Source organism: Rhodopseudomonas sp. WA056 (assembly GCF_010906995.1).
In the GTDB taxonomy this organism is placed as follows: domain Bacteria; phylum Pseudomonadota; class Alphaproteobacteria; order Rhizobiales; family Xanthobacteraceae; genus Rhodopseudomonas; species Rhodopseudomonas palustris_G.
The window spans coordinates 1-8,671 of the sequence record NZ_QPFS01000165.1; the positions used below are offsets into that span (position 1 = coordinate 1).

Annotated in this window: 7 protein-coding genes and 1 pseudogene; 2 read left to right on the plus strand and 6 right to left on the minus strand. The window is 67.2% G+C overall.

The window, feature by feature from the left end; genetic code table 11:
* Positions 1-242: pseudogene (locus DU475_RS21965) on the minus strand (ubiquinone anaerobic biosynthesis accessory factor UbiT); the annotation flags it as partial.
* A gap of 115 nt (positions 243-357) precedes the next feature.
* Here DU475_RS21965 and DU475_RS21970 point away from each other — a divergent pair.
* On the plus strand, positions 358-1,698 hold the full coding sequence (locus DU475_RS21970) for a UbiD family decarboxylase (protein WP_246700393.1): 1,341 nt from the start codon (positions 358-360) through the stop codon (positions 1,696-1,698).
* Between the two features lie 4 nt (positions 1,699-1,702).
* A complete protein-coding gene (locus DU475_RS21975) occupies positions 1,703-2,305 on the plus strand; it encodes a UbiX family flavin prenyltransferase (protein ID WP_164633326.1) in 603 nt (200 codons plus the stop codon).
* A gap of 275 nt (positions 2,306-2,580) precedes the next feature.
* Here the strand turns inward: DU475_RS21975 and DU475_RS21980 are convergent, their stop codons facing one another.
* The 5 genes from DU475_RS21980 to DU475_RS22000 form a co-directional block, all read right to left on the minus strand.
* A complete protein-coding gene (locus DU475_RS21980) occupies positions 2,581-3,969 on the minus strand; it encodes a M16 family metallopeptidase (RefSeq protein WP_164633327.1) in 1,389 nt (462 codons plus the stop codon).
* Entirely contained in the window at positions 3,966-5,360 is a 1,395-nt protein-coding gene (locus DU475_RS21985; protein WP_013504241.1) for a M16 family metallopeptidase, read from the minus strand. The genes DU475_RS21980 and DU475_RS21985 overlap by 4 nt, the downstream gene beginning before the upstream one ends.
* 183 nt (positions 5,361-5,543) lie before the next feature.
* Complete coding sequence (locus tag DU475_RS21990; protein WP_164633328.1) at positions 5,544-6,260, minus strand: hypothetical protein; 717 nt, start codon at positions 6,258-6,260, stop codon at positions 5,544-5,546.
* A gap of 80 nt (positions 6,261-6,340) precedes the next feature.
* Complete coding sequence (gene lspA / locus DU475_RS21995; RefSeq protein WP_164633329.1) at positions 6,341-6,835, minus strand: signal peptidase II; 495 nt, start codon at positions 6,833-6,835, stop codon at positions 6,341-6,343.
* Positions 6,836-7,031: 196 nt separating this feature from the next.
* Positions 7,032-8,671 (minus strand): class I tRNA ligase family protein (locus tag DU475_RS22000; protein ID WP_164633330.1); only part of this gene is annotated, 1,640 nt, incomplete at its 5' end.

The window sequence follows — 8,671 nt, forward strand, 5'->3', positions numbered from 1 at the left end:
ACCGTGACCCGCGGATTCATCCGACGCGGTTCGAGCACGACCGCAATCGGCAGATCGGTCGGCGCGAGGCCGTAGCGCTTGCCGGTGTGCGGACCGAGGCGATCGAAGATCCGGGGATGGCGCGCGCGAATTTCGCGCAAGCAGATTCCGAGCAGCACCTGCAGCGGCAACAGCGGCAACACCCGCGTCGCGAGGGCAAGCGGCACGGGCATCCTGGAGACGGATGAATTGGATACCGACATGGGCCACCTTATCGTGAACAACCCGCGTAACCCGGCCCTGACGGTACTTCTTTGCGCCTGATCAAAGACAGGGGCGATGGCAGGTGCTGACCAGTTGTCTCCGCAGGGAGACATCATGCTGAACCGCGTCAAACCGCCGTTCCCGGATTTGCGGGCGTTCAGCGCCTATCTCGAATCCCGCGGACAATTGCAGCGCATCCGCAAGCCGGTGTCGGTCGTTCACGACCTCACCGAGATTCATCGTCGCGTGCTGCATGCCGGCGGTCCGGCGCTTCTGATCGAAAACCCGATCAAGGCCGACGGCAGGCCGTCGGAGATGCCGATCCTGGTCAATCTGTTCGGCACGGTCGAACGAGTGGCCTGGGGCCTCGGCATCCTGCCGGAAAACTTGTCGCGGCTCGGTGAGGCGCTCGCCGAGATGCGCGAACCTGCCCCGCCGCAGAGCCTGACCGACGCATTGAGCAAGCTGCCGATGGCCAAAGCCGCGCTGGCGATGCGGCCGAAGCTGGCGAAATCGGCGCCCGTGCAGGAGGTCGTGCTGACCGGCGATGCAGTCGATCTCGGCCGGCTGCCGGTGCAGATCCCGTGGCCGGGTGAGCCGGCGCCGCTGATCACCTGGGGGCTGGTCTTCACCAAGCCGCCGCCCGAGGCGCACGGCACCGACAATGTCGGCGTCTACCGGATGCAGGTGCTGGGCAAGGACCGCCTCATCATGCGCTGGCTGGCGCATCGCGGCGGCGCCAAGCATCACCACCAGTGGAAAGCCGAGAAGCGCGAGATGCCGGTCGCGATCGTGATCGGCGCCGATCCGTCGATGATTCTCTCCGCAGTGCTGCCGCTGCCGGAGACGGTGTCGGAGATCAAATTCGCCGGCCTGCTCGGCGGCGAGCGGCCGAGCCTGATCCCGTGCCAGACCATTCCGCTCAGCGTGCCGGCCGACGCCGAGATCGTGCTCGAAGGCTTCGTGTCGCCGACCGAGACCGCGCCGGAGGGGCCGTATGGCGACCACACCGGTTATTACAATGCGGTCGAGGAATTCCCGGTGATGCGGATCACCGCCATCACCATGCGGCGGCATCCGATCTATCTGTCGACCTATACGGGACGGCCGCCGGACGAACCGTCCCGGCTCGGCGAAGCCTTCAATGACGTGTTCCTCCCGGTCGCGCGACGGCAATTCCCCGAGATCGTCGATCTGTGGCTGCCGCCGGAGGCCTGCTCCTATCGGATCGCGGTCGCCTCGATCAAGAAGCGCTACCCCGGTCAGGCGCGGCGGCTGATGATGGGGCTGTGGTCGATGCTGCCGCAGTTCAGCTACACCAAGCTCCTGATCATCGTCGACGACGACGTCGACGTCCGCGACTGGGCCGACGTGATGTGGGCGGTGTCGACGCGATGTGGACCAGCCTCGGACTGTCGCCGGGACTTCTGCCGGCCGCCGGGCAGCGCCGGCTGATCCGATGAGCGCGCAGCACCGCATCGTCGTCGGCATCAGCGGCGCCTCGGGCGCCGCGGTCGGGCTGCGGGTGGTGGAGCTGCTCGCCTCGGTGGACTGCGAAGTCCATCTGGTGGTGTCGAAAGCCGCACGGCGGACCATCGCCTACGAGGTCGGGCCGAACGCGCTCGATCACGCCGTCGATCTCGTGCACCGCCACCACAGCATCGACGATGTCGGCGCCTGTATCGCTTCGGGCTCGTTCCGCACCTCCGGCATGATCGTGGCGCCGTGCTCGATCCGCACGCTGTCGGCGATCGCCCATGGCGATCTCGACAACCTTCTCGCCCGCGCCGCCGACGTGCAGCTCAAGGAGCGCCGCCGGCTGGTGCTGATGCTGCGCGAGACGCCGCTGCATCTTGGCCACATCCGCAGCATGGCGCAGGCGACCGAGATCGGCGCCATCGTCGCGCCGCTGTCGCCGGCGTTCTATCAGCGGCCGCGTTCGATCGCAGAAATGATCGACCACATGGCGCTGCGCACGATCGGCCTGCTCGGCCTGCACGATCTGGAACTGGCCGCACCGGAATGGTCCGACGACACCCCGCCGACCTGTCCGAAAAACTGAGCCGCATCCTTCGATGCACTGCCTGCTCCTTCTCCCCGCGCGCGGGGAGAAGGGTGGGATGAGGGGGGCGTTTCCACGCCGCCGAGCGCGGATGCGGTCATCGGGACTTACGAACTAACAGGTCGAGACGCTCGGACTCGCGGAGACGCCCCCTCACCCGCCCGGCTTCGCCGGTCGACCTCTCCCCGCGCGCGGGGAGAGGTTCAACTATGCCTCGGGGAGAGGTTCGGTCGTGCTCGGGGAAAGCTTGGGCGAATACGAGTCTGAGCGTGGCGTCAGTTCGCTCGTGCCGGCGGCGGGGTGCCGGCGGGCTTCACCATGTTGGGCTCGGCCGCGGCCTGCGGTTGGCGGCCGACCACCACCGTGAGCAGACCGTTCGACCACAGCCGCTGCGCGACCCGCTTGGCATCGTCGAGCGTCACCGCGTTGACCACTTCGCTTCGCTTGTCGATGTAATCGATCGGCAGCCCGTCGTTCTGATATTGCAGCAGCGCCTGCGCCAGCTTGGCCGAGGTGTCGAGCGACAGCATCTGCGAGCCGTTGATGTAAGACTTCGCCTCGGCGAGTTCCTGCTCGCTCGGCCCCTGCTCGGCGATCCGCTTCACCTCGGCGGTGATGGCATCGATCGTCTCGGTGGCGCGGTCGGCGCGGGTGCCGGTGGAGCCGATGAACAGCGCCGAATGCTGCATCCACAGCAGTTGCTCGTAGATCGAATAGGCCAGCCCGCGCTTCTCACGCACTTCGCTGTACAGCCGCGACGACAGCGAGCCGCCGCCGAGGATGTGGTTGACGACGTAGGCCGCCATGAAATCCGGATCGTGACGTTTGACGCCCGGCCCGCCGAACATCACCACGGTCTGCGGCACCTCCAGCGTGACGTTGGTCCGCTGCGGCGGCTTGGCGGCGACGACGTCCGGCACCGGCGTGAGTTGCGCCTTCGCCGGCAGACTGCCGAAAGTGTCGTCGAGCAGCTTGGCGAGCGCATCGGCGTCGATATCGCCGACCACGGCGATCTTCAGCGTGTCCTTCGCCAGCACCCGGCCGACATACCCCTTCATGTCGTCGGCGGTGATCTTCGGCAGGCTCTCCAGCGTCCCGGTCGAGGGGCGGCCGTAGGGATGATCGCCGAACGCCACTTCGAGAAACTTGCGGCTCGCCAGCGTGTTCGGGTCGAGCGCCTGGCGGCGCAGCGTCGAGATCAGTTGGGCGCGGATGCGCTCGACGTCCTTCGGCTCGAACCGCGGCCTGGTCAGCGAGGTTCGCAGCAGGCCGAACGCCTCGTCGCGGTTCTCCTTGAGCATCCGCAGCGAGCCGCGGAAATAGTCGCGATTGACCGCATAGGACAATTTGATGGCACGCCGATCCAGCCGCTCGTGGAAGCTCGCCGAATCCATGTCGCCGGAGCCTTCGTCGATCAGGTTCGCCACCATGTGGCCGACGCCCGGCTTGTCGGCGGGATCCTGGCTGGCGCCGCCGTCGAACGAGATCTCCATCGAGATCAGCGGCACCGTGGCGTCCTGGACGAACCAGGCCTCGAGCCCGCCAGGGGTGACCAGCCGCTGGATCTTGGCGGCGGCCTCAGACGGCGCGGACGACAATGCGACGGCGATGCCGACGCAGGCGGCGAGCGCGATGCGGCGCGCCGAAGACAGGTCGATGCTCACGAGCGCTTCTCCTCCTGCTTCGCCGCCGGGCCGTTGACCAGATAGCCGGTCGCCGAACGATTGCGGTCGAGCCATTGTTTCGCCGCCGCCCGCACGTCGTCGGAGGTGACGGCGCGGATGCGGGCCGGCCAGCTCTGGACGTCCTGCACGCTCAGTCCGGTGGTCAGCGCCTGGCCGTACCAGCGGGCCAGCGTCGCCTGATTATCCTGGGCATAGACCGCGGCGGCGATGAGCTGGGTCTTGACCCGCTCCAGATCCTCGGAGCGGACCGGATTGGCGACGAGGTCGGCGATCACCTCGTCGATCTTCTTCTCGATCGCCGAAAACTCGACGCCGGGCTTCGGCGTTCCAGCCACGATGAAGTAGCTGTCGTCGAGCGCATTGCCCTGGTAGTTGGCGCCGACCGTGATCGCCAGCGGATTGTCGATCACCAGCGCGCGGTACAGATACGAATTGCTGCCGTGGCCGAGCAGTTGGGCCAGAACTTCCAGCGCGACGCTGTCGCCCTTGGCGCCGGTGTGGGCCGATGGCACCAGATAGTAGCGCCGCACCGCCGGCTGTTCGACGCGCGGATCGGCCAGCGTCACCGTGCGCGGTCCCGCCGGCGTCGGCTCCTGCGGCCGCTCCCGCTGCGCCGGAATCGCCGGTTGCGCCGGGATCGGGCCGTAGATCCGCTCGGCGAGCGGGCGAACCTCGCCGGCCTCGACGTCGCCGGCGATCACCAGCGTGGCGTTGTTGGGCGCGTAGAACCGGCGATAGAACGCCAGCGCATCCTCGCGGTCGAGCTTGGCGATCTCCTGATGCCAGCCGATCACCGGCCGGCCGTAGGGATGATTGAGATACAGCGCCGCCATGATCTGCTCGGTCAGCCGGGCATCGGGATCGTTGGCGACCCGCATGTTGTATTCTTCGAGCACGACGTCGCGCTCGGGGAGCACGTTTTCGTCCTTCAGCACCAGGCCGGTCATCCGATCGGCCTCGAACGTCATCATCTGTTCCAGATGAGTCCGCGGCACCCGCTGGAAGTAGCCGGTGAAGTCGTAGGAGGTGAACGCGTTCTCGTTGCCGCCGATCTTCAGCACGGTCTGCGAGAATTCGCCCGCCGGGTGCTTTGCGGTGCCCTTGAACATCAGATGTTCGAGGAAATGCGCCAGCCCCGACTTGCCCGGGGTCTCGTCCGCGGAGCCGACCTTGTACCAGATCATCTGCGTCACCACCGGGGTGCGATGATCGGGGATCACCACCACCCGCAGGCCGTTCTGCAGCGTGAAGGTCGTCGGCGGCGCGGCGGTGACGGTCTGGGCGGCGGATGGCGGCGCGGCGGCGAACACCGCGGCGAGGACCGCGAAAGCGGCGAGCGGGCGGCGGCGCGAAGCGACGGATGCGGTCATATCAGGCATCATCCCGGCTGGAGATTAGGACAGGGTCGAGCGTGCGTGGGCAGGGTCGAGTGCAGGTCGCGCGGCGTCGCCACGGCCCGACGATGCCGGGGCCTGCGCAACCGAGCAGACCAATACAGGTGATGCCGCGTGAGACGGCGCTCCGTGCCGTAACGGACCGGACAGCAACCAGACTCAATTGCTGGTTTCTTTGCCCGTCATGATGTCGATGCGCTTGTTGCCGAGCGCTTCTTTCGGACCGGTGCCGTAGGCATAATTCGACGACGGCGTCTGATAGCCGACCGGCGGCTGGGTCAGGGTCTCGCGGGTGGGCTCACCCGAGAAGGTCGCGGTCTCGGTCTTGCTGCCGCCGAACACGCTCCACAGCGAACCGTTGAAGCCGAGCTGAGACGGGCTCAACATCGGATTGTTCTGCTGGTTGCCGGGCTGCATCGGATCGTTGCCGCCCTTGCCGGCCTCGGCTCGGACCGATTTGAGCTGCGACGGCGTCAGCGGCTGCGCCGATTCCCACGGCGACGGCTTCGCCTTGGACTCGGCGGCCCTGATCTCCTTGCGGCGCTGCAGGTCGGCGTCCTTCGGCCAGTTCGGCGCAGGGGCCGCGTCGGCCGCCGTTTCCGGCGGCGGCAAGTCGAGCTTGGGCGGCACCACCAGCGGCGAGCGCTCGCGATAATTGATGCCGGAATTTTCCATATTGGTGGCGCCGATGCCGGACATCAGACCCTTGATGATCTTCTCCTCAAAGGTGGTGTCGTCACCATCGTCCTCGGCGTAGGCGACGCCGGCCGTCAGCACCAGTCCGATCCCGATGGCAACGGCGGCCAGCCGGACGGTGCGGAGCATCGCAGCGGTGGACGTGTCCAGCGTCGGAAGGCGGCTGTCGGTCTGGCGCATGGCGTTGATCCTATTCACGTCTTGCGATCGGGCTGCACCCGGGGAGCGGCCCACTTCCGCGCGGTCGGTATCGGCCGGGATCAGGGCGCTTTTGCGGCGGGTGGCCCCAGCAGGGAGTCATACAGCAGGGCCGCCACCCCGACAACAATCGCGACGTCGGCGACGTTGAACACGTACCAATTGTAGATTTTGCCGCCGATTTCGGCGTGAAGCAGTGCAAAATCGACCACCGCGCCATAGGCCAGCCGGTCGATCGCATTGCCGATCGCGCCGCCGATGATCAGGCCGAGACCGATGGTCGCAACCTTTGTGGTGGAGCGCGCCATCCAGATCGCCAGCGCCACGATCGCCACCGCCTTGAACCCCAGCATCAGGATCTGCCCGGTCGGGCCCTGGTCGGAAAACCAGCCGTAGGAGATCCCGGTGTTCCAGGCCAGCACCAGATCGAAGAACGGCAGCACCTGGACGACGCCCTTCCGCGCCAGCTCGAAGCCGTACAGCAGCCACAGCTTGGTCGCCTGATCGAGCGCCAGCGCGACGACGGCGGCGAGGACGCCGAGGCGGACGGGGGTCATAGGTTTGGCCTCGCCCCACACTCTGTCGTCATGCCCGGCCATAGCCGCGACGGAGCAACCGTCGCTTCCTCCTCATCCTGAGGAGCGGCGTCTTCGCCGCGTCTCGAAGGATGAGGGCCACGGAACCTGATGGTTCGAGACGCGCGCCGATCGGCGCGCTCCTCACCATGAGGGACCGGTGCGCGCGCCACGCCGCTCAAGCCGCTGCGCCCCCCAGCGCCTTCCATTCCCGCAGCGCCTGGGCGTCGCGGGGGGAGACGTCGGGGTAGTCGGCATCGCTGCCGACGCTGGACAGGATCTTCCAGGAACGGGCGCATTTGGTGCCCTGGGCGCGTTCGACCACGACCGCGACATCCGCCAGCTCCGGCAGGCGGAACGCATCCGCCGGCGGGGTGTCGTTGCCGCGCAGGATCTCGACCATCGCATTCGAGGTGATGCAGATCTCCGCCCAGTCGACGTCGAAGATGTCGCCCATGAACGCTTCCGGCAGGTAGATCATCGGCGAGGCTTCGAGCGACGATCCGATCCGCTTGGCGGCGCGCTCGACCTCCAGTGCGCCGGTGACGACCTTGCGGACCGCCCGGATCACCCGCCATTTCTTCTCCAGCGCCTCGTCCCGATATTCGCCGAGGTCGAGCGGGAATAGCGTCAGGTGCACGCTCGGCTCGGCGTCGGGCCGATACATCCCCCACGCTTCGTCGGCGGTGAACGACAGCACCGGCGCCAGCCATTTCAGGATCGCATCGCAGATGATGTCGATCGTGGTCAGCGCCGCCTTGCGGGCCAGCGACGACGGCGGATCGCAATACAGCGTGTCCTTGCGGATGTCGAAATAGAACGCCGACAGCTCGGTGTTCATGAACGCCGCCAGCGACGCCACCACCGTCTTGTAGTCGAACTCGGCATAGGCGGCGCGGATCGTCGCGCTCTGCTCGGCGAGCTGATGCAGCATCAGCCGCTCCAGCTCCGGCATGTCGGCGAACGCCACGGCCTCGTCGCGACGATAGTGATGCAGCGTGCCGAGCATCCAGCGGATCGAGTTGCGCAGCTTGCGATAGGTCTCGACCACGTTCTTGAGGATCTCGGGGCCGATGCGCTGATCGTCCGCGTAGTCGGTGGCGCACACCCACAGCCGCAGGATGTCGGCACCGGAGGACGCGATCACCTTGGCCGGATCGGTGGTGTTGCCGAGCGACTTCGACATCTTGCGGCCCTGCTCGTCGAGCGTGAAGCCGTGAGTCAGCACGACGTCGTAGGGCGCGCGGCCGCGGGTGCCGCAGCTCTCCAGCAGCGACGAATGGAACCAGCCGCGATGCTGATCGCTGCCTTCCAGATACATCACCGTATCGGCGCCGCCGTCGACCTTGCGGCGGATGCCGGCGAGGCCGGGGAAGTTCTGCGCGTCTTCCAGCACGAACGCGTGGGTCGACCCGGAGTCGAACCAGACGTCGAGAATATCGTCGACCTTCTGCCAGCCTTCGGCCGCGCGTTCGCCGAGGAAGCGCTCGGCCGCGCCTTCGGCGTACCAGGCGTCGGCGCCTTCCTGCATGAAGGCCTCCGCGATCCGCTGGTTGACGATCTCGTCCTGCAGGATCTCGACCGAGCCGTCGCCTCTGTCCTTGATGAACACCGCGATCGGCACGCCCCAGGCGCGCTGCCGCGAGATCACCCAGTCGGGACGGCCGGAGATCATGCCGTTGATGCGGTTCTGGCCGGCCGGCGGCACCCATTGGGTGACGGAGATCGCCTGCAGGGCGCGGGCGCGGAGCGTATCACCTTTCACCGCATCGCTGCGCGCCCCCTCTCCCGCTTGCGGGAGAGGGTTGGGGTGAGGGC